The organism is Enterobacter sp. UPMP2060, from assembly GCF_053709655.1.
In genome coordinates, this window is sequence record NZ_JBSKJQ010000002.1 from 444860 (window position 1) to 463735 (window position 18876).

Consider the following 18876-nt stretch of genomic DNA (forward strand, 5'->3'; position numbering starts at 1 on the left):
ACTGCCCTCTTCAATGCTAAATTGCATCCATCGTTCAACGATTATAGTAACAAGGTTGATCAATTTTACCGATCTATTTCGTAATTTCGATCGATTAAAATAATTAAAAATGTTAAGGCACATGTCGATGGTGTACTTAATCTATTCATCTATGGAGGCTGTTTTGAAAAAGATTCTTGCATTACCTCTTATGTTCTTTTCCTTCTCGTCCTTCTCTGAAGGCGTTTCGTCTACAAATGTACAACCATACCCTGAGTACCTGGCGGCCTATGTAAAAACGTTGATTACTGCTGGATGTGAAGAAACATTGAAAGGCGGTTCTGAGGACGTATTGATCAAACGGGCAACGGAGGGAATGAAGAAGGGCACGACGGGTTACGATAATGTACACAATGCTATCGTGTTGGGGGCTGGTTTCGGTAATGGACTGAAGGAAAAAGGAAAACTTATCACAAAAGAAAAAATCGCGATTGATAGTTGTGGTGGTGCAGCGGCCTATACCATGATGCAAAAAGAATTTATAAAAACGGTCGTTGCTAGTATGACTAATCCGGAACAATCGCAGGTTGCCGATAGTAAACCCAAAGTGCCAGCTTCTGATGATGCAATTTACCGTACAAAAGCACTAGCTCTGGCTGAACTTTATAAAGCTAACGAGGTTGCAGCCGATGACAAAATTGGTGGTCGTAAGGTGGAAGTAACCGGAACTGTACATGACATAACAAAAAATTTCACGGATGATGTAGTTCTTAAACTTGAAAGCGGTAATCGCTTCATGCCAGTCAGTCTGAGTATGTCTGATTCAGAAAAGGCGAAGGCGTCGAAATTGAAAAAGGGCCAGAAGATCACCGTGACTTGCGAAAAGATGCAGTTTTTCATCGGTGCACCGTCTGGCGGAAACTGCACCTTTAACTAATCTGTCATACGGTCTGCCGGGTAAAATTCCCGGCAACTCATCCACCCACCTCATGGATGTCCCTGCTATTTGACGATCCAGCTTACATGCTCTTGCTGAAAATATCTTACGGCTCTCTGGGCCAGGTGCCTGACGTGACAGACGATCCCTCAATAATTTCTTATCTTCTTGCTGAAATATCGCAGAGCCGACAGGCCCAGTAACGTATTTCACCACTTCATCCCGTAGAGCATCACAGCAGGGAAAACTTGCCGCAATAGGGCATTCTACTGTTCGTTTTCTGGTCTATTTAACATAATGGTTCTTATAAGTACTTGACTGGAATGGTGAGGTATTGCTTTTCGGAGAGTTGATGCGAAGCGGGGTACACGATAGCGATTTCATCAACAGAAGGAAAGCATTCGGGATGATTTGAGGTTAGTTATCTTGTTCAAGGTTTTTGGATGATTTTGTCTGGTCATCCCACACCTTCAGGTTTCAGGCCTTTGATTCTGCCAGCGTATCAAACGCCATAAAAGCACATTTTTCTGTTTACCAGCAGACGCAAAGCCACTACTGCGACGTTACCACAATGGGTTGAAGGTTTGCCATCACCTAGCGAAATTCTCTCGTCCCAGCGGCCAAAGCAGCGTACCTTTTTCCACACCAGCGTATGCATTCTCACCAATCCCTTCTACGCTTCACCAGAAGCGCTACAGCGCGTCATCTCCACACAATTGTAAACTGACAGACCCATAGCACAGCGGCCCGCTGAGATGCTCTCACAGGCCCAGGAATAGAGGGTTTTCAGTTGTTTTTTCGAAGAAAATTTATTTTTTCGGTATTGAAGGGCGGATCGGTAAACTGGTTTGACACGCATTTGGTTGACGGATTTAACGCATTCAGCACTGGCGCGGCTTCGTTGTGTATCCGATACCATAACGATCATCACACCCTACAGGCGAGCCTGTGACAACAGACAGGATTTTCTATCAATTAACCGCAATTAACGGGTATTTAAACCCTATTATTTCCCGCCGAAAATCCAACCGATGATGGCACCGATTACCGCAGAGCGGGTCTCACCTGCTGCTCCTTTGAGAACGTTAATAACTGCATCGCCTGCACCAGGTGCCTGCTGTTGAAGTAAATTCAAACCACGAGGTGTTAACTTGGCGGCGGTATCCATGTCGGTTGAAGAGATTATCTCCGTGTAACCCATATCGCTGAGAGCTTGGAGTGTGTTGCAAAGCAGGTCAATCTGAGTTCTGTCTCCTCTGGGCTTCCAGCCGAAGTCTGAAAATTCGAAAGAAGAGTAAGCCGGATAGTCCGCAAACAGTTTCACCAGGATTCCGGTTGCCATCTCGTTAAAGCTGCCTTTGCCTTGGACGAATTCCATAATGTTTCCTTTTGTTCACTGATTGAACGAGGTTACTCAGTTACGGCGGGAAGTACCAGCAAGGAGATATGACGCTATGCTGTTAACCCCCGGATAAGCGGTGTCTTCTGCCAGAGGGGAGGCCATTGGTAAAGAATCTTAACTAACGTTAGTAAAGATCCTTAACCAGCCATTAGTAAAGAATCTTAACTAACCATTGGTAAAGATACTTAACCGTACTGTATCACTTACTAGATCATCTCTAGATCACTACCTATATCAGTAAAAACATTAAGGTCAAAAGCAGGAATAGACATGCGTCTATTTTGTTGGTGGGGTTGATGTTAAGTGAACGGCTCCGCCTGTTTACACTATGTGTGGAAGACAAGCCGCGAGGCGCGTCAAGTAGATGTGGATCGAGCACGGCGCAGAGGAGCTTTAAACGCGACGTAACACCCCCCTTGGGGGCGCGCTCCCCCCTCAATCTCGCAAGGCGATAACGGTCCTCTGATTCTGTGGCGATGCCATGATGCACAGCGGTCCTGTAACGCTCCCTGTCGCGTTCAGAGCGTCTTTCTCCTGTTGCTGGTGAATTTGTACCGCTTCGCTTAGGGCGTTGAATCTTAAGCGTCTGAGATCGTTTTGTAGTTATGGGGCTTGACAAAGAAAAGGTATATGTATAGAGTTGCGGGGTGTTGACATAAAACACATTCATACTATTATTTATTAAGTGAGAAATTGGTTGACAAAGAAACTAATTTATTATAAACTGTATATTATCAACTGAGATGATTTTATGACTAAACAATAACTTAAATAGGAGAGATACATGGGGAAACCTGTTCTGTTCGATTTCTCGAACGCCACTGCCTCAGAGATTGTCGCTGCAATCGATGCAAAAATTACCACAGCTCAAAACCTTCACGCCTTCCGTACTCGTATGGGTGGAGCCAAGAAAGCCGATAAGCTCTATCCAGCTACTCGCGAAGCACTGAACATCATCAAACGCCTGCGTCAGCAAGCGAAAGACGCAAAAATCATCCGGGATATTCTTAAACCATACTCAGCAGAGTTGGCAAAAGGCCGTGATGTTATGGAAATCATTGAACCAGTGCTCTCTGCCTGGCGTGTCTATTACGCCTCTCATGGCATCGGTCTGATGAATGAACAGATCCTTCTGCTTAAGATGATTGAGTCTGGCGGTGAACTCGAAGGCATTACCGGAAAACCCATTCCAGAACTGACCACAACCGAATAACCATTCTCTGCTTTACTCCGTTGGCAGCAACGCCACCAAACGAAATCGCCGCAAACACGGCCTTACCCCTGATCGCCACCATGATCGCAGGGGCGTATTTTTACATCTGACGGACAGGAGACAGGATGCATGAATATTTCATTCCCAGATGAGACCTACCGCGCATTGCTTAAAGAAGCGAACCGCCGCGACATGCCAATGGCAAAATTATGTAGTGAACTGCTGCAAACAGCGGCAAAAATCATTGAAAAGAATAAAACAGATAACCAGCGAGGATACAATGACAACCGAGACAGTAGAAACTAATCAGCCAGACGAACAGGACGGCACTTTTGATCGCACTTATACCGATTTTAAGCGACTGACTATCTTAATTTCTAAGAATGGGGTGGAAAAGGTGGGCAAGGGTAAGGATTCCAAACTTGTGCCTGTGCCTGATGGGACCGAGATAATGTTAACTCCGAGCATGAAAGACGTTTACAGCTACCTCTATACCTTCCAGACGAACAAAGACCGCAGAAACTACCCTGAGCCAATTTATCCTAATATGGAAATAATCGCGTGGGAAAATGGCATTACTAAACCCACGGCGCAAAAGGCTGTGGATGATTTGATGCGGGCGGGGGTGTTGATTAAGGACCAAATTCAGGTTGGGAGCGGGTTTAAGTCCAACAATTACGTTGTGTTGAAACCCTCGAAAGTGGTGGCGCGTGGCGTCACTCCACCGCATCCAAATGCTTCTAAATATTCAACTGCCGAGGAGAGCGGTAAGAATGAACAAAAACGTGCTGTGGTGGAACCTGCCGCGCCTGTTGCTGGAAAACCAGACGGCATACCTGTTGTGGATATTCCTGTCGATGCTGATGTACCTGCCAATGATGATGCGGTGATCGGAGACTTTAGTGATCCTTACCTTGATGCTGTAGTAAAAGAATGGCAGAAACAAAAACATAGTGGAGGATTGAATTGTGTGAACACGTAAGCGGTGAACTGACCGCAGATGAAGAACAAAAGCTATCTCGCCTTTTCTCCGTCCTGGAGAACCCGACATACAAATCCCGGTCCAAACCTTCCGACCAGGAAACTCAACGCAAAGCTCGTTTGCTATTGAATAGCGGTTTTTCACCGCAGGTTGTTGCAAATACCCTAGATCTGCCGTTCGCTGAAGTCTGGCGGCTCGCACGTCAAAAACAAGCGGTGACCTGGGCGATGATGTCACCGACAACCCGGACAGAATTTGTCCGTGAAATGTGGTCACATCGGATGCATCCGGAACAGATTCGCAAGCGTTGCGATGGTCTGTCATACGTCAGCCTTCGATATTACCTGCATAACGCCGGGATCACTGACGCTGAAATGTTGGGTTACTACCCTGACGTGTTCGCGAATATCTGCAAGCTGCCGACAGTGAAGAAGAAGCGCCCTAAGCGCAAATCCAAATAATCCCACATCGGGAGCCAATGAACTTTGAAGCAATCTTTTCTTACCTGCCCGTTGTCTGGCTGGCGTATCGCTGCGTCCGTGATGGGCTGATCCTACTTTGGAGACACCATAAAAATGACATTGAACAGCATTAAAAATGCTCTATTTGCCGCTATGCACGGCATGACACCGGAGGAATACGAACTCCAAAAAGCGCGGGACAATCTGAAGAGCGTCACCGATAACTTTCTGGATCAACATCCGGAGTTGCTCAAATCAGCCCCGGCTGAAACACCCACGGATAAACGGGGCGAAGCCCTCTCGCCAATGCGAGACACCTTTGGTGCTGAACAACGGATTAAAAAATCGTTGGGTGCTGATAGCCGTCTGGTTGTCTCACATACCGCTGACCATATCGATCCTGAAATGCTGGCGAAAGCTAAAGCAGCGGCTGCTGCACTCGCAAAATCCGATCCTGGTCGTTACGGCAATATCATCAAGCAGCAGGGGGTGCAATGAGTAGTGGAGCAACCAACAAGATAGTGACGAGCACCGTCAATATCGTAAGCTGGGAAATTTCCCGCTCTAGTTACGAAGCAGCGAAGAAGAAAATTCTGTCACTTCAGCAATTAACTACCAAACCCGCTAAAGCGCTGGAGCAAGCTCAGAAGCGAACCGCCCAGAGTGAGGGTAAATCGGCTCTTGAAGCAGCCCGTGCTCAAACACAGCGCCTTAAAATGGCTCAAAAGCTCTCGCTAGAGCAACAACGCCAGGCCCAAGCCCAAGCAAAGATCGCCAAACAGGAAGAAGCTCACGCCCGGAAAATGCAGGCTCTTAACGCCAGAGGGCAGGCTCAACAATTGGCAGATAGTGAACAGATCCGGAGACAAAACGCCCGTTTAGCCAATATATCCGCAAAAGTGCAGGCCGCAGCCAGATCACGAGCGATGACCTACAACCCCAACATGCCTGGAGTTCACTACGACCCATCTCTGGTGGCACGTCAGACTGAAGCAATGAACCGTGGTCACGGTGCTGTTGCTGCTGACATTGCAGCACAAAAGCGCGCGCTTGCCCTTGAAGAAAAGAAAGAAGCAGCACTCAAACGTGAAGTAACCTACTACAACAGCTTGAGAAAGTCGGCTCTGACTCTGGCAAACGTGAACGGCGCTGACGTTGCAACCAGGTACAAAGCCATCAGTGCAGCAAAAGAGGCACTTAAAGCCCAGAAAGAAGAGCGCTATACGGTTGAAGAAACCCGCTTCGAAATGGCTCGTATCACCACAGAATTACGCAAGCAGGCTCGTCTGCAACAGCGTATTACCCGTGAGCAGAAAGCTGCAGGTGTTCGTGCTGGTCGTGTACGCACAGATGGTCGTGGTGGGGGGGCAGGTCTTGCAGCCGCTGGTGTTATCGGTGGTGCGTCGTTAGTGGGTAGTATGGGCGTTTCTCGTGTCGGTCAGACCCTCCAGGGAAGCCTTGAGCGTTCTCGCGATGTGAAAAAACTTCGGCAGTACGGGATCAGCAAACTTGAGTTCGCTGCACTTCAGGATCTCTCGATGAGCCGTGTTGGTTACTCACTGAGTGCTGACAAGCTGGCTGACCTCAACAAGGACACAACCGAAAAGGCCGGGGAATTGTTGAACACCGGCTCTTTCAAACGTAACAAGAAAACTGGACAGGTGAATTTCAGCGGCGGTGGCGAGTTCGCAGATATCATCAATAATGTGCTGACCTCCACCAACGGCAACCAGAAGGTAGCACAGAAGGTGATCGGAGAACTGCAAAAGCTGGATTTTCCGACCTTCATCACTTACCTGAAACAGTTGCAGAAAACTTTCAAATGGACGGACAACCAGACTCGGCACCTGGCTGAGGCTGTGAATGATGGTTCGGTCTTCCTCGAAGTGTTCAATGATGAGGGGCAGGGAATTATCCAGCGTATGCATCAACTCGCTTCTGAAGGGTGGACGCTATCTGATGTACAGCAGGCCAACCTTGATAAGCTGGCAGCTTTGGGTGCTGAGTACAACCGAGTACAAACCAGCCTTGCGGATCACTTCTCAGCCTCGTTTGTTGAAGGCCTGGGGCAGTACGCTGCCAATACTGACACTCTACGTCAGAATATGACTGGACTGATCCCAATTTCCGATGCCCTCGGCGTTGCCCTTGGTGAGCTAACCACCAACATTCTCTCCTTCGCTGGTCGAGTTGGTGAAGAACTCAAGAAAGGCGCGACATTGCCGGATGCGGTTTATGCGAGCGTGGTAGATGACTCCGCAAACGGTGCTGCCGATTGGATTAAGGAAAAGACAGGCTTTGATCCACGTAGCATCGGTCAGACGCTTAAGCAGATTTACCCGTGGCTGGATAGTTCCGCTCCGAGCAATATCGGCTCAGGCACGGCGTATTACGATCCAGCGCTAGCGTTGAATGTTCCTGGCCTGAACTATCTGACACCCCAGAAACCAACATTCACGGTTCCGACAATTGATAGCATGACGCAGCGACAACCGATCCCTGTCAGTGTGACCGGACAGGCTGAGATTAAACTCTCACCGCTTGATGTTAACGTTAATGATGGTGCGATTAATGGTCTGATTGATACAAAGCTGAGGAGCTATGAGCAGGCACAGAACAACATGATCCTTGGTATTGCTCAATGATGAAACAGAGGGCGGCGAATTCGTCGCCCCTATCTCAACACCGCAATGCGCATGTATCAAATTTAGCGACAAATCAAATACTTCCCGTGAAATTTGTTGCAAATGATAATCGTTCGTGTTAAAATAATTGCATTGGGTGATGATTTAAATTGTATGTGCGTACAACAGCCGTTGTCATTCCTTCTCCTTACGAAATATAAAGCAGGCTCTGTGACAACGTTCAGAGCCTCTTTTCTAAAGTACATCCAATGACCTGCACTCTCACAGAAAGGCTACGCCATAGCCGCTGGGTGTACTCCAGAAAAGAAAGATTCGTCTTTAGTACCTGTGGACGGGTTTAAAACTTTGTTTTAAATCGCGCTGCGATGTCATAGGGCGTACAAAGTCTAGGCCTCCGGTCTGGATTTGCCATTAAATCCGGCTCTCCTCCGGTCATCAGCCATGATGCAAACTGGCTCAGGTGTTCAGCGTTTGAGGCTCCTTACCTCTTGGATGGCGCTGATCACCTCCTCATTCCTACCAGTGAAATTCACACCGGGCCTCTCTCCGTCCGGTTTTCTTTTTCATCGGAACAATTCGAAAGGCTGGCCCTGTCGCCGTTTACGGCTCAAGCAGGCGCTGGCCTTTTGTTTACATAGCTATGTGAAATTTAACGGGAGTTAATTATATGAAAATGGGAACAACTGAACGTTCTTACAATGACGTGATCGCGTATGCAGCCGATCCGAATTTTGACCGCAAGACTATTACTGTCGATCTGGCTGTAGAAGTCCAGCCGGGTAGTTGCATTACCAGCGCTGGGGCTGCTTATGTCTCTGGTGATGACTGCCTGCTGGTCCTGAGCCACCACAGGGCAGAAGATGCTGCTCATATCATCGTTGCTGATCGCGGTATTTACATCAAACAAGACACCATCATCGCTGTTATGGGCGCTACCGCTGGCGCTAATGCTATTGCCGCACTCACCAAAACGGGCGCTATCCGTACAAGCGCACCGGACGCAGAATAATAATAAGGAGAAGACAACATGGGACTATCAACCAATTTCAGTTACGCGGATTACACCAATACTTTTGTTAACATGGATGCAAAGAACACTTTGCTGTCCACGCTTAATGTTTTCAATGATCGACAGACTTCGGCTAGTCCAAAGGTGAGCCTTGATATCATTGATGAAGTCGCCCAGAAGGTGGCAAGCTCTGTAAACCGTTACGGCTCAGAGTGGTCCAGCATTCCTAAGCGTAGCGCCAGCAATCACCTGATTGAAGCTCCGCTTTATGCTTTTCAGGACCGGATTACAGCGGCAGACGTGCAACCATATCGCAAACCAGGCTCCGACCTGCAAATGTCTGTTATGGATGCGGTCACTTCTTCTGCTGTCGCAATGCACGATAAGTACATGCGTACCCGTGAGCGGATTTTTGCTGATGCGCTTTTTCGTAATACTGTCGAAGCGACCTACACCCAGCAGCCGATCATTTCCTGGGAAGATGAATTTGGATACCAACAGGCAACCGGAACGATTAAAACCAGCGTTAGCTCTGGTGACCCACTTCGCAGCCTCGATGATGCTGTAACCGCTGCTAAAGTGCGCATGGGTGGCCTTGCTGGTCAGCTTGACGGCTTTATCCTGTTTGCAGGTAGCAATGTTTATCGCGGCATTAAGTATCACCCTGATGTTCGTCAGAATGTTCAGTTCGGTGTGCTTGATCGGGATGTTCTGTTTAACAAAGAAGTGCTTCCGGCATTCTCAACATTCATTATTGAAAATGTTCGCGTGGTAGAGGTCACGGATCAGGCACTTTACGGAATTGGTCCGGATGAATCCTTCCTAGTTCCACGTTTCAGCCGCCCACTGTCCTCTGATATTGCTCTACCTTTCGGTTATGTAGCAACGGCTACCAGCCGTAATCTTGATCTGGCATTTGCTGATCCGGTTGATTTCCGTATCTGGAGCGTACAGGACAAGTTTAAGAACGTGGAGCTATTCGCGGAAAGCTCAATCTTGCCTGTGGTGTACCGTCCAGACTTTGTGACCAAACTGGCGAACGACGCAGCTTAACGATCAGTAAGCAGTTATTGGGGACGCATTGTCCCCGCTGCTGTCGAGGCAAAGAAGAGGTGATTACTATGAAATTAGCTTTGATCGGTACTGGCAACATGCCGCTGATGCAGTGGATTCTGGACGGTAAAGGCGATGATGCGATCATCAACATGTCAGCCTTAGCACGCAGGCTTGAGTGTAGTCGTTCCAGCCTTCTTGACCGCATCCATACGCATGGATTCGACAGCGCTATCAGGTACTACTTGAGCGAACAGCGACAACGAAAACTGAAAACATGAGAGCCGGGTTAATCCCGGCTTTTTTTAGCGCTTTTTATTCGATTGGGAAACAACCGAACCAGCTAAGGTTTTAGTAACCTCGCTTGAGCGTGGGTTTTTCAATGCTGCTGATGCTTTGGCTTCCATGTTTGCGCCAGTCTGATTTTTTGTTCCTGCTTGTGATAGCACCGAACCCGCTAAACTTTTCTGAATCGCGGAGGCGTTTGAGTTGTTTAGAGTCTCTGCTGCCAGATGTGCTACATCTTTCGAGGATTGCTTAACATTGTTCGCCATTTCAACACCTATTCACGGGATGGATTTTTGGATATATTGTATTTGCTATATCAATAAACACAATATGTAGTGGTTATGATAGAAACGAAGCGGCAAGCTTAGCAAGCTCGGAAAAAAGTTTTTACTGGTTTTATGACCAGTGTCAATTGTTTGATAACTGACCGTTTACGAAGCGGTAGAGAAGTCATATAGGTAGTGTGCAGGCATAAGCTTGTAATACTCAGGACAAACCAAATGGCAGATAACTTACAGCGTCGGCAGCCAGAAGATAAACGTTTCATCAGCTTGAGTGAATCTTGGGAAGTAGCATATTGGACCCAAGCGTTGGGTGTTACTGAATCTCAGCTTAGGGCTGCTGTTAGAGCTGTTGGTAATGGCACCGCTAAGGTAAGAGCACATCTAGGTAAATAGGTTTGTGAAGGCATCTTCAACTGTGCTGTTGAGGCTGGGGAAACCCGGCCTTTTTTGTGTTCGGTGTTTGGTACTGTGAGCCACAACTTGAGACACAAGCTGGGACACAGAGCATTTTTTAGGGTTGAGTCTTTGGCTTCCCGCTGGCATGATCCAGAACAGGGATTAACGGGACGTTAATCGCAAGCTTTTGATTTTATAGTACATGACTCGGGGTGCCCTTCCTTGTGAAGGCTGAGAAATACCCGTATTACCTGATCTGGATAATGCCAGCGTAGGGAAGTCAGATGCCTTCCCGGTCATCGCTTCTTCACGCAAGGCAGGAGCGAACCCATGCAGCCTGACCTGCTCGATTTACACGTTTTACACCACTTCCGAACCCGTTCTCCGCTGACCCACTGTATGACCAACGATGTCGTACAGACCTTCACGGCCAACGTTTTGCTGGCGCTTGGCGCCTCACCCGCGATGGTAATTGAGGCCGAAGAGGCTGAACAGTTTGCCGCGATTGCCGATGCGCTGCTGATTAACGTTGGCACGCTGACCTCGCCGCGCGCCCAGTCGATGCGTCGGGCAATAGAAAGTGCGGTGGCGGCAGGCAAGCCCTGGACGCTGGACCCGGTTGCTGCGGGCGCCCTGACGTTCCGCACCCGTTTTTGCCATCAAATCCTTGCTCTGAAACCGGCCGCCATTCGCGGCAATGCCTCCGAGATTCTGGCCCTTGCCGGAATGAGCGCGGGCGGGCGCGGCGTCGATACAACCGATACCGCAGCCAGCGCGGTGCCTGCTGCGCAGGCGCTGGCTCGCCAGACCAATGCCGTTGTGGTCGTCACCGGCGAGGTGGATTACATCACCGACGGACAACGCACACGCACGATAACGGGCGGCGATCCGTTGATGACGCGCGTAGTGGGAACCGGATGCGCGCTTTCTGCCGTTGTGGCGGCGAGCTGTTCGCTGCCGGGCGACCGGATGGATAACGTCGCTGCCGCCTGCGGATGGATGAAGCGGGCCGGAACGGTGGCCGTTGCGCAGTCACGCGGGCCAGGCAGTTTTGCCAGCGCGTTCCTGGATGCGCTCTATACGCTGGAGGAACAGGCATGAAGCGGATTAACGCCCTGACCATTGCCGGCACCGATCCCAGCGGCGGCGCGGGTATCCAGGCCGATCTCAAAACCTTCTCGGCCCTTGGCGCGTACGGCTGCTCGGTCATTACCGCGCTGGTGGCGCAAAACACGCGCGGCGTTCAGTCGGTCTACCGTATCGAGCCGGATTTTGTTGCCGCGCAGCTGGATTCAGTGTTCAGCGATGTGCGCATCGATACCACCAAGATCGGCATGCTGGCGGAGACGGATATTGTGGAGGCGGTGGCCGAGCGGCTTAAACGCTATCAGGTGCAAAACGTGGTGCTGGATACCGTCATGCTGGCAAAAAGCGGCGACCCGCTGCTCTCCACCTCCGCCGTGGAGACGCTGCGTACAAAGCTACTGCCGCAGGTGGCGCTTATCACGCCCAATCTGCCGGAAGCCGCCGCGCTGTTAGGCACATCGCATGCGCAAACTGAACGCGAGATGAAAGCGCAGGGAAACGCGCTGCTGGCGATGGGCTGCGGGGCGGTGCTGATGAAGGGCGGTCATCTGGATGACGCTGAAAGCCCGGACTGGCTCTTTACCCGCGACGGCGAAGTACGCTTTACCGCGCCGCGCGTGCAGACCAAAAACACCCACGGCACGGGCTGCACGCTCTCCGCCGCGCTGGCGGCGCTGCGCCCGCGGCATGAAGGCTGGGCCGATACGGTGCGCGAAGCGAAAACCTGGCTCTCGGCGGCGCTGGCAAAAGCCGATACTCTGGAAGTGGGTCACGGTATTGGGCCGGTTCATCATTTTCATGCATGGTGGTAACCCAGTATACTGGCAGGAAACACCACGCCTGAGAAAACAGAGATGGAACAAGCGCATACCCGGTTAATCGCTCAACTGAATGAACGGATCGCCGCGCCTGACAACACGCCGCTGTACCTGAAATTTGCCGAAACGGTAAAAAACGCGGTGCGCAGCGGGGTGCTGGAGCACGGGAATATTTTGCCCGGCGAGCGCGATCTGAGCCAGTTAACCGGGGTGTCGCGCATCACCGTGCGAAAGGCGATGCAGGCGCTGGAGGAAGAGGGCGTTGTCACCCGCTCCCGTGGCTATGGCACGCAAATCAACAACATCTTCGAATATTCGCTGAAAGAGGCGCGCGGTTTTTCCCAGCAGGTAGTGCTGCGCGGCCAAAAGCCTAATACGCTGTGGGTCAACAAGCGGGTGGTGAAATGCCCGGAAGAGGTCGCAAACCATCTGTCGGTCCCTCCGGACAGCGAGGTCTTTTTGCTCAAGCGCATTCGCTATGTGGATGACGATGCGGTGTCGATTGAAGAGTCCTGGGTGCCGGTTGGCCTCATTCCCGATCCCGATGCGATTGGCATTTCGCTGTACGATTACTTCCGCAGTCAGAATATTTTCCCGCAGCGCACCCGTTCACGGGTTAGCGCCCGCATGCCGGACAGCGAGTTTCAGGCGCACATTAAGATGGACGAAAAAATACCGGTGCTGGTGATCAAGCAGGTCGCGCTTGACCAACAGCACCGGCCGATTGAGTACAGCATCAGCTACTGTCGCAGCGATCTATACGTCTTTGTGTGCGAGGAGTAGCGCCTCGCGAGTCGGGGCGCAGTCCCCGCCGCGGTGGCTGACTACCCAGGACGCCACGGCATTCCCCAGCAGAACGGCGTCTGCCAGTGGCCATCCCGCCGCCAGCCCGGCAAGCGTGCCGCCCGCGTGGCTGTCGCCAGCGCCAATGGTGTCCACAACCGTCGCCGGGAACGCCGGAACAACGCCCGCATCGTCGCCGTCATACCACGCGGCACCGTCTTTATCATGACGCACAATCAGCGCGGCGCCGAAGCGCTGCTGCCACTCCGCACCCAGGTTGTCAGCCGCTACGCCCAGTCGTTCGGCTGCGATCTCTGCTTCCTGACGATTAAGCGACACGATCGGCCTGCAGGCCATAATCCGCGCCATCAGAGCGTCGGGAATATCCGCGATGCGGGGGCCGAAATCGATAAAGGCCGTCACGTCCTGTAATCCCTCCAGCCAGCGTGTCAGCAGTTCGCCGCACGGCGAGGCGAGCTGATAGCCGGATAAATAGACCAGGCTGTTCGACGGGATGTTAAGCACATCAAGCCAGCGCTGCTGCCACTGGTTCTCCACGCCGCTAAAGGACATAAAGGTGCGCTCGCCGTCTGGCTCCACCAGCGCCAGGCACCAGCCGTTGTCGCCGGTTTCGGCCTCAATGGCGCTGTGCAGATCCTGCTTCGCCATCGCGTTGCGGATAATATCCGCCCAGACGCCGTGGCCGACGGGCAGGGCGTTTTGCGACGCAATGCCGAGCCGTTTCAGGGCGATGGCAATGTTCAGCGCGCAGCCGCCGATATTCACGCCCTGCTGTTTGAGTTCGATATCGCACCCGCGCCAGGGCAGGGCGTAGGCGTCGGCGATGACGTCAATCACCGCCGCGCCCAGCACCGTCACCGGCCGCGCGGCGTGCAGAGTGTCGAGACGTTGGGCAAACGAATTCATACGCCCTCCCTTTGCTCCCGGTAGTGCAGCAGTTTCGCGCAATAGTGGCCGAAATCGAGCCGGTTAACGGCGTCGAGCTCGGCCTTCAGCGCCGGGTCAATGGCCTGGACGCCGTGGAGCGCGCCGCAGATGGCCGTCGCCATTGCGCCAATGGTGTCGGTATCGCCGCCCAGATTGGCGCATAAAATGGCGCAGCGGTTTGGGTCGGTTCCCGCCAGTTCGACCATCGCAATAGCCGCCGGAACGGACTCAATGGTGCTGGTTCCGGCCCCCACGAGCTGGTACACCTGCTCGCTGGCGGACTCAACCCCGTTGGCTTCCCGCACGGTCTTAAGCGCCAGCTCAATACGTGCCGCCAGCGATGCGCTGAACGTGGTGGTTTTCGCCTCCTGCGCATAGCGGGCGATACCCGGCAGCGCATCGACGATGTTCTGCCAGCTTTCGCCGTCGATAGCGCGGGAAACCGCCCAGGCAATCACCACCGCGCCGGCAATGGCAAGGTCCGATTTATGGGTCGGGCTGGAGGCCAGCGCCACCTGCTCAACAAAGTGTTCCAGACGCGTGGCCGGGAGCAGGCAGCCCAGCGGGGATACGCGCATCGCCGCCCCGTTGGTTACGCCGTTGTTGTCCAGTTCCCTAACCGGCTTGCCGTCGCGAATCGCGTTAAGCGCGATTTTTGAGGTCGGGCCGAGCACGTTCTTATTAAACGCGTCGAAATCGAGCGCCCAGCGCAGAATATGCTTGCCGATAACGTCCGCGTTAATCTCCCCGTCGCACTCGATGAGCGCGTCCGCCAGGCACAGCGCCATTGAGGTATCGTCGGTGAACTCTGCCTGTTTGAAATAGCAGGCCGCATTATTCTCTGCCGGGCCGGGTAAAAAGCGGTCGATCCAGCCGAAATGCGCCTTGACGCGCTTTCTCGGCCACAGCTCCGACGGCATACCCATCGCATCCCCTAACGCCTGCCCGTAAAGGGCACCGAGAACACGTTCTTGTTTCATTTAACTTCCCCTTGTGTCAGCGCGGCATCGCCATCAACCACCGCAATTGCAGCGATCTCTTTATCCGATTCGCGGAAAAACAGCATAAACAGCACGGCAATCACGGCAATCATGATCGCACCAAACGTCCACATTCCGGCCCAGTTGAAGGTCAGCCCATTCACCGGCTCTTTGTATGCGAACATTTTTTCCATCATCACGCCGCCCAGGCGGTAACCCAGCAGGCTCCCAAAGCCCTGACAGCACAGCGTAATCAGGCCCTGCGCGGCGGTGCGCATGTGCACCGGCGCTTTTTTGTCCACGTAGATGTACGCGGTGACGTAATAGAAGTCGTAGCTCACGCCGTGCAGCAGAATGCCGAGGAACAGCAGGGCGTAGGTGAAGTACTGTTCCGCTCCGCCGTAAACAAAGAACCCGTAGCGGATGGCGGCGGTAATCAGGCCCAGCAGTAAGACCTTCTTAATACCAAAGCGTTTGGTAAAGAACGGCAGGGCGAGCATAAAGAAGATTTCGGAGAACTGGCCGAGCGTCATCCAGCCGGTGGCGTTTTTCATCCCCACTTCGGTGAGATAGCCGTTGGCAAAGATGTAATAGAAGGCCAGCGGCATGGCGAACAGGAACGAGCAGAAGAAGAACACCAGGAAGTTTCTGTCGCGCAGCAGGATTAACGCGTCCAGCCCGAGCATCACTTTGAAATCCAGCTTGCCGGTACTTTTCGGCGGCGTATTCGGCAGGAACAGGGCAAAGACGCCGAGCAGGGCGGAGCTGGCTGCCGTCATCAGCAGCGGGATATTGGTATCGGAAATATCGCTGTAGCCCAGCATCTGCGGCAGGAAACCGCACGCCAGCCCGGAGGCGATCCAGCCGATGGTACCCATCACGCGGATGCGCGGGAAATCGGCCTCAACGTCGTCCACGTTGGCAAAGGCGATACTGTTGGTCAGCGCGATGGTCGGCATATAGGTCAGGGAGTAAACCAGCAGCAGCGGGAAGAAGGTGCTGAACTGGGTTTGCTGCGCGGCGAAGTACATCAGAATGGCTCCGGCGAACATCAGCACTGACAGCACTTTCTGCGCGGCGAAGAAGCGGTCCGTCAGCGAGCCGACCAGAATCGGGGAGAGGATCGCGGCAATAGCGGTACAGGCGTAAGACCAGCCGATTTCCCCGGCGGTAAAACCGCTTTTGCTCAGCCACAGCCACAGCGGCACAAACCACGCGCCCCAGATAAACCATTCAACAAACATCATGAATGACAGTTGGACTTTCGTTTTCATTTTTTAATCCTGCATGTCAGAGAGGGTACGCCTTTAACATACCACTCAATAATACCTTTTAAATACCTTTGTGGCGATTGTTTGATCAATGTAACAGTTTTGTTGTACACGAATCGAGCCAGCAGATTGTGCTGAAAAAAAAAGCAAAGAGTGGAAAATCTGTTAAGTCGGTACCAGGCTTAGTCTGCCCATAAAAGATGGGACTGGATAAACACACACCGACACGACGTCGGACTTACGGGAGTATCACATGACTGATATTGCGCAGTTGCTTGGCAAAGACGCCGACAGCCTTTTACAGCATCGTTGTATGACCATTCCAGCCGACCAGCTGTATCTGCCTGGTCACGACTACGTTGACCGCGTGATGATCGATAACAACCGTCCGCCTGCGGTCCTGCGAAATATGCAGACGCTTTACAACACCGGGCGGCTCGGCGGCACCGGGTATCTCTCTATTCTGCCGGTGGACCAGGGCGTAGAGCACTCTGCGGGCGCCTCTTTTGCGGCGAACCCGCTCTACTTCGATCCGAAGAACATTGTTGAGCTGGCGATTGAAGCGGGCTGTAACTGCGTGGCCTCTACCTACGGCGTGCTGGCCTCGGTTTCGCGTCGCTATGCCCACCGCATTCCGTTCCTTGTGAAGCTGAACCACAACGAAACCCTTAGCTATCCAACCGAATATGACCAGACCCTCTACGCCAGCGTCGAGCAGGCGTTCAACATGGGCGCGGTGGCGGTAGGGGCGACGATTTACTTCGGCTCTGAACAGTCCCGCCGTCAGATTGAAGAGATCTCCGCGGCGTTTGAGCGCGCGCACGAGCTGGGCATGGTCACCGTACTGTGGGCATATCTGCGCAACAACGCGTTCAAGAAAGACGGCGTGGATTACCACGTGTCGGCCGACCTGACCGGGCAGGCGAACCACCTGGCGGCAACCATCGGCGCGGATATCGTGAAGCAGAAAATGGCCGAGAATAACGGCGGCTACAAAGCGGTGAACTTTGGCTACACCGACGACCGCGTTTACAGCAAGCTGACCAGCGATAACCCGATCGACCTGGTGCGCTACCAGCTGGCGAACTGCTACATGGGCCGTGCGGGGCTGATCAACTCCGGCGGCGCGGCGGGCGGTGATACCGATCTGTCAGATGCGGTGCGTACGGCGGTGATCAACAAACGCGCGGGCGGCATGGGGCTGATCCTTGGCCGCAAGGCGTTTAAGAAATCGATGGCCGACGGCGTGAAGCTGATCAATGCGGTTCAGGACGTCTATCTGGACAGCAAAGTCACGATTGCCTGACGGCTCCATCTCCCTCTCCCCGGTGGGAGAGGGTTGGGTGAGGGCATCATTGCTCACCGTGTGATACATCAGCGCAAAAGCACGCAGTCCGGCGGTAGCCGGCACTGCAGCGCGCCGGGCAACACCTCAATGCGGAACTGCGTCCCGTTCAGCGGCTCTCCGTCGAGGTTAAAGGTCATCCCGTGCGGCGCATTCACTTCAAACCACGCCGATTTCCCGGCGATGATATTTGGACTCTCTTCCGGCTGCGTCAGCGTGGTAAACAGCGCGGGCAGCAGGCCGTCGCCCGTGAAAATACGCAGCTGGAGCTGACCGTCATTAATCAGCGCCTCCGGGCAGAGCTGCTGTCCGCCGCCCGCCTGACGCCCGTTGCCAATCCCAATCACCAGCGCATCACCCTGCCACTGAAAATCCTCGCCGCGAATTTCGCAGCGGTCAGGCTTGAGTGTGTCCATGCGCATCAGGCCGTGGATCAGGTACGACACGCCGCCCAGCGCCGCCTTCAGCTTCTCCGGCGTTTCGCTGGTGATGCGCGTGCCAAACCCGCCCGTCGCCATATTGATAAAGCAGGTTTTATCATTCACCTGCGCAATATCCACAGCGGTGGCCTTGCCGAGGATCGCCAGCTGGAGCGCTTTCTCCAGCTCCTCCGGGATCCCTGCGCTGGTGGCAAAATCATTGGCGGTGCCGAGCGGTAAAATACCCATCACCGGCCGGTTTGCCGGGGACAGGTCGATAAGCGCTGACGCAATCTCATTGATGGTGCCATCGCCGCCGCCGGAAATGATGGTACTGACGCCAAGCCCGAGGGCTTCATTGATATAGCGTGCCGCGTCGCCTTTTTCCCACGTCACCCTGACGTGAATGCGCGCGCCGTCTTCACGCAAACCCTGAATTGCCTGACGCAACGGATCGTTGCCTGCGCTTTTGCCATTGAGAATCAATAAACTGTCTGAATAGGTTGCCATCCGCGCTGCTCCCTTTTTTAGCGTTAGTAAGAGTGTATAGCAGAGAGGAAAAAAGCGGGTAAGAACA

Annotated in this window: 21 protein-coding genes and 1 riboswitch; of the genes, 15 read left to right on the plus strand and 6 right to left on the minus strand. The window is 52.8% G+C overall.

Translation table 11 applies throughout. The features are described from left to right. The first annotated feature begins 163 nt into the window (after positions 1-163). Positions 164-916: an OB-fold protein gene (locus ACWKXN_RS07525; protein ID WP_454543580.1), complete on the plus strand. Its 753-nt coding sequence runs from the start codon at positions 164-166 to the stop codon at positions 914-916. Positions 917-1922: 1006 nt separating this feature from the next. Here ACWKXN_RS07525 and ACWKXN_RS07530 read toward each other — a convergent pair. Next, positions 1923-2294: a hypothetical protein gene (locus ACWKXN_RS07530; RefSeq protein WP_454543581.1), complete on the minus strand. Its 372-nt coding sequence runs from the start codon at positions 2292-2294 to the stop codon at positions 1923-1925. Between the two features lie 808 nt (positions 2295-3102). On the opposite strand from ACWKXN_RS07530, the gene ACWKXN_RS07535 reads away from it, so the two are divergent. From ACWKXN_RS07535 to ACWKXN_RS07575, 9 genes are all read left to right on the plus strand, one after another. Continuing rightward, positions 3103-3531 (plus strand): hypothetical protein, encoded by a 429-nt coding sequence (locus ACWKXN_RS07535; RefSeq protein ID WP_023300778.1) that lies wholly within the window; start codon positions 3103-3105, stop codon positions 3529-3531. 129 nt (positions 3532-3660) lie between these two features. Continuing rightward, positions 3661-3837, plus strand: a complete 177-nt coding sequence (locus ACWKXN_RS07540; protein ID WP_156369706.1) for a hypothetical protein — start codon at positions 3661-3663, stop codon at positions 3835-3837. Further along, positions 3812-4513 carry a hypothetical protein gene (locus ACWKXN_RS07545; RefSeq protein ID WP_454543582.1) on the plus strand — a complete coding sequence of 234 codons (702 nt, stop codon included), beginning with the start codon at positions 3812-3814 and terminating at the stop codon, positions 4511-4513. The genes ACWKXN_RS07540 and ACWKXN_RS07545 overlap by 26 nt, the downstream gene beginning before the upstream one ends. Further along, positions 4498-4974: a hypothetical protein gene (locus ACWKXN_RS07550; RefSeq protein ID WP_454543583.1), complete on the plus strand. Its 477-nt coding sequence runs from the start codon at positions 4498-4500 to the stop codon at positions 4972-4974. The genes ACWKXN_RS07545 and ACWKXN_RS07550 overlap by 16 nt, the downstream gene beginning before the upstream one ends. 114 nt (positions 4975-5088) lie before the next feature. Continuing rightward, positions 5089-5472 carry a hypothetical protein gene (locus ACWKXN_RS07555; protein ID WP_454543584.1) on the plus strand — a complete coding sequence of 128 codons (384 nt, stop codon included), beginning with the start codon at positions 5089-5091 and terminating at the stop codon, positions 5470-5472. Continuing rightward, the gene (locus ACWKXN_RS07560; RefSeq protein WP_454543585.1) at positions 5469-7619 is read left to right on the plus strand and encodes a chemotaxis protein; all 2151 of its coding nucleotides are present in this window, start codon (positions 5469-5471) and stop codon (positions 7617-7619) included. The genes ACWKXN_RS07555 and ACWKXN_RS07560 overlap by 4 nt, the downstream gene beginning before the upstream one ends. Positions 7620-8286: 667 nt before the next feature. Then, positions 8287-8628, plus strand: a complete 342-nt coding sequence (locus ACWKXN_RS07565; protein ID WP_048971108.1) for a hypothetical protein — start codon at positions 8287-8289, stop codon at positions 8626-8628. Between the two features lie 18 nt (positions 8629-8646). After that, the gene (locus tag ACWKXN_RS07570; protein ID WP_248165206.1) at positions 8647-9681 is read left to right on the plus strand and encodes a major capsid protein; all 1035 of its coding nucleotides are present in this window, start codon (positions 8647-8649) and stop codon (positions 9679-9681) included. A gap of 68 nt (positions 9682-9749) precedes the next feature. Beyond that, positions 9750-9962 (plus strand): hypothetical protein, encoded by a 213-nt coding sequence (locus ACWKXN_RS07575; protein ID WP_000761602.1) that lies wholly within the window; start codon positions 9750-9752, stop codon positions 9960-9962. 24 nt (positions 9963-9986) lie between these two features. On the opposite strand, the gene ACWKXN_RS07580 is transcribed toward ACWKXN_RS07575, so the two are convergent. Beyond that, positions 9987-10235 carry a hypothetical protein gene (locus ACWKXN_RS07580; protein WP_248165205.1) on the minus strand — a complete coding sequence of 83 codons (249 nt, stop codon included), beginning with the start codon at positions 10233-10235 and terminating at the stop codon, positions 9987-9989. Between the two features lie 234 nt (positions 10236-10469). Between ACWKXN_RS07580 and ACWKXN_RS07585 the strand changes: the two genes are divergently transcribed. The 4 genes from ACWKXN_RS07585 to ACWKXN_RS07600 all read left to right on the plus strand — a co-directional run bounded on the left by ACWKXN_RS07585 (position 10470) and on the right by ACWKXN_RS07600 (position 13336). Beyond that, positions 10470-10646 (plus strand): DUF3606 domain-containing protein, encoded by a 177-nt coding sequence (locus tag ACWKXN_RS07585; protein WP_071579603.1) that lies wholly within the window; start codon positions 10470-10472, stop codon positions 10644-10646. 201 nt (positions 10647-10847) lie between these two features. Next, positions 10848-10944: riboswitch (TPP riboswitch) on the plus strand. 35 nt (positions 10945-10979) lie between these two features. Next, on the plus strand, positions 10980-11750 hold the full coding sequence (gene thiM, locus ACWKXN_RS07590; RefSeq protein ID WP_048976176.1) for a hydroxyethylthiazole kinase: 771 nt from the start codon (positions 10980-10982) through the stop codon (positions 11748-11750). Then, positions 11747-12547 carry a bifunctional hydroxymethylpyrimidine kinase/phosphomethylpyrimidine kinase gene (gene thiD / locus ACWKXN_RS07595; protein WP_039263125.1) on the plus strand — a complete coding sequence of 267 codons (801 nt, stop codon included), beginning with the start codon at positions 11747-11749 and terminating at the stop codon, positions 12545-12547. Before thiM ends, thiD begins: the two co-directional genes overlap by 4 nt. Positions 12548-12589: 42 nt before the next feature. Then, on the plus strand, positions 12590-13336 hold the full coding sequence (locus ACWKXN_RS07600) for a GntR family transcriptional regulator (RefSeq protein WP_033146000.1): 747 nt from the start codon (positions 12590-12592) through the stop codon (positions 13334-13336). Here the strand turns inward: ACWKXN_RS07600 and ACWKXN_RS07605 are convergent. From ACWKXN_RS07605 to ACWKXN_RS07615, 3 genes are read right to left on the minus strand one after another with little or no spacing between them, the layout of a single operon-like run. Then, a complete protein-coding gene (locus tag ACWKXN_RS07605; RefSeq protein ID WP_033145999.1) occupies positions 13310-14263 on the minus strand; it encodes a PfkB family carbohydrate kinase in 954 nt (317 codons plus the stop codon). The two genes, ACWKXN_RS07600 and ACWKXN_RS07605, sit on opposite strands and share 27 nt — an antisense overlap. Next, the gene (locus tag ACWKXN_RS07610; protein ID WP_454543586.1) at positions 14260-15264 is read right to left on the minus strand and encodes an ADP-ribosylglycohydrolase family protein; all 1005 of its coding nucleotides are present in this window, start codon (positions 15262-15264) and stop codon (positions 14260-14262) included. Before ACWKXN_RS07610 ends, ACWKXN_RS07605 begins: the two co-directional genes overlap by 4 nt. Next, a complete protein-coding gene (locus tag ACWKXN_RS07615) occupies positions 15261-16538 on the minus strand; it encodes a nucleoside permease (RefSeq protein WP_033145997.1) in 1278 nt (425 codons plus the stop codon). The genes ACWKXN_RS07610 and ACWKXN_RS07615 overlap by 4 nt, the downstream gene beginning before the upstream one ends. Positions 16539-16788: 250 nt before the next feature. Here ACWKXN_RS07615 and fbaB point away from each other — a divergent pair, with 250 nt between their 5' ends. After that, complete coding sequence (fbaB, locus tag ACWKXN_RS07620) at positions 16789-17841, plus strand: class I fructose-bisphosphate aldolase (protein ID WP_023312424.1); 1053 nt, start codon at positions 16789-16791, stop codon at positions 17839-17841. A gap of 68 nt (positions 17842-17909) precedes the next feature. Here fbaB and yegS read toward each other — a convergent pair whose 3' ends face one another. Continuing rightward, positions 17910-18809, minus strand: coding sequence for a lipid kinase YegS (yegS, locus tag ACWKXN_RS07625; protein ID WP_454543587.1), 900 nt, complete (start codon positions 18807-18809; stop codon positions 17910-17912). Between the last annotated feature and the right edge of the window lie 67 nt (positions 18810-18876).